At 46.6% G+C, this 1705-nt stretch carries 2 protein-coding genes; both read right to left on the bottom strand.

The features are described from left to right. The coding region (locus CVN76_RS04705; protein ID WP_232732104.1) for a protein kinase domain-containing protein at window positions 1-915 on the bottom strand (915 nt) is incomplete at its 3' end. Then, window positions 881-1618, bottom strand: a complete 738-nt coding sequence (locus CVN76_RS04700) for a VWA domain-containing protein (RefSeq protein ID WP_061144013.1) — start codon at window positions 1616-1618, stop codon at window positions 881-883. The genes CVN76_RS04705 and CVN76_RS04700, both read right to left, overlap by 35 nt. Window positions 1619-1705: the final 87 nt, after the last annotated feature.

Genomic DNA, 1705 nt, shown 5'->3' with positions numbered 1-1705 from the left:
AAACAGTCCTCCCCGCTTCTTGTTGGAATGGTTTTGGGACCTTCTTGCCTGCCTTGTCGCAGGCTTGCTTGCCGCCGCCTGGACAGTCCCCGTTTTCTTCTGGTGGCTTTGCTTACTCAACACAGCAACTAAATCCTCCCTCATTTGAAGCGCTGAATCGTACTTCCCGTGCAGCGCTTTATCCAGCATTTTTCTATAGGGGAGAAGTTCCTTTTTCTGCTTAATCAAGTCATTTAGCTGACTATACCCCTCCCCTTTCTTATGGAAACGTCCCGGGTAGGCTGAATTGATGATGATCATCGCCACAGCGAACAAGTCATATTGCGGATCGGCCTTCCTCGAACCAAGCCCCCAGTAACCTCTATCAAAGAACTCCGTGAATTCCTTGACTGAACGGCCAATCAAGGTCGTTCCCCCTACATCGACGCAGCGCACCTTATAGGCGGGAGAAGTCACGATCAAATTCTCTGGCTTTAAATCACCGAACACCCAACCATTTGCATGCAGGGCCGATAAACTGGTTAATAGCTGAAGCATCAAGACACCGATCCACGATGCTCCCTTTTTTTCGATGAAACGCAAAAAATCGTGTCCATGGATATATTCCATGACATAAAAGGGGAGCTGCTTTCCTGATTTGATGAAATCGTCCGCTTCCAAAAAGGAAGGTCCAAGGGTAGACCCCTGGACCTTTGAAAAGGATTTTAGGATATTCATCTCCGATATAATGGACGTCCCATTATCACTGAGCTTTAGAGCATAATGACGATTTCCGTTTTCCACCAAATAGACGATGCCGTTGGCGCCACACCCCAATTCCTTCAAGATTTTGTACTGGTTTTTATTCCATTTCCCAATGACGGTACTTCCAGGCAGTAGTTTACATTGATTCCTCAAAGTATTGTTCATCATCATGTGATAACAATCCCCTCAATGAACGTTTTTTATTGAAATAGGTCAACGCTTCGCGAATGGCCGGACCTGTCGGAGTGAGTCCGCCCGTACTGAGCTTAGGAAAAGTTGCCGTCAGGGCTTCAAGGTTGGGGGTCCAATCCAGCAACTTTTCCACATCCTTTCTTTTCCCAGGAAATACGAACACGGAAAAACGGCTGTCACCCATTCTTGCGTTCATACTGAGGGAAAGGTCCAATAAAGAATCTTTTACGGTAGGAAGCTTATGTTTCATGCTTGCGCTGGTATCTACAAGGATCAACACTTCAAGCTTGCTTGTTTCCCCAAGCTCGTCGACCACCTCCATCACTTCGCCTCGTTTTTCCGGGGGGAGATCCTCCATCGTGCTTGAATCTCCCAGTATTTGTTGAAGTTCACGATTGATTACTCCCTGTATGGTTTGAGTCATTGCCTTTTGGGTGACCATTTGCACGGTTTGGGACAGCTGCTGGGCATAGACGATTTGGCTTACACCGCCTCCCGAGCCGGCAATCTTCTCGATTTCCTTCAGTCCCTTTTCATCAATCACATCATTTTCCATGACGCCTATGACATTGATGGTTATGCCTTGCTCCCTTGCTAGTTCAGCCATGGCAGATGGCTCCTCACCATGATTCGAACATCCGTCGGTAATAAGCAAAATCTGTCTTAATGTTCCTGCTTTCATGTTTTGCTCTCCCTTCTTTTCAATCTGTTACCATAATTGACTAAAAAAAGGGAATTTATACGCAAGCGGCATGCGCAATCAAGTCAC

It is taken from the genome of Bacillus sp. mrc49, assembly GCF_002803435.1.
This window is presented reverse-complemented; position numbering and strand designations above follow the sequence as displayed.

Excerpts from the sequence above, each read along its gene's own strand:
- CVN76_RS04700 (WP_061144013.1), bottom strand. The coding sequence starts at position 1,618 with ATGAAAGCAGGAACATTAAGACAGATTTTGCTTATTACCGACGGATGT.